At 52.2% G+C, this 372-nt stretch carries 1 pseudogene; it reads right to left on the bottom strand.

The features are described 5' to 3' along the window. Positions 1-181 (bottom strand): annotated as a pseudogene (locus CK500_RS17660) (TRAM domain-containing protein); the annotation flags it as partial. Positions 182-372: the final 191 nt, after the last annotated feature.

Raw genomic sequence — 372 nt, 5'->3', positions numbered from 1 at the left:
CAATCGTCTCTGTGTCGTCCACATCCGATGCTGCCGTCGAAATGAGCGCAACACGGTATGTCTCATCTTCAGCAAGTGTCCCGGTGGCTATCTCACGTTCTGGTACGGTGATCTGGTAGGTGCCATCGTCTTGTTCAACAGTCGCAGTATACAGTGTCTGGAGCGTCTCAGAAATGTCCATAAATCGCGTATTGTGTTGACTCGTGCCAGGTGACTTGTTTCTAGCGTTTCTAGTGCTCTCAACTGATTACCGTCGGTCTGATCAAGGTTCCCGAGAGACCACTTCAGGACTCATCGCTAGCATCAAACACGGCCGCAAAGTCTTCGAGAAGCTCCTGTGGCGATCGCTCATCACTACGAGACGGGAGTGGG

Origin of the sequence: Halorubrum salipaludis (genome assembly GCF_002286985.1) — an archaeon.
Taxonomy (GTDB): Archaea; Halobacteriota; Halobacteria; order Halobacteriales; family Haloferacaceae; genus Halorubrum; species Halorubrum salipaludis.
The sequence above is the reverse complement of the archived record's forward strand: the minus strand, read 5'-3'. Positions and strand labels throughout refer to the sequence as shown.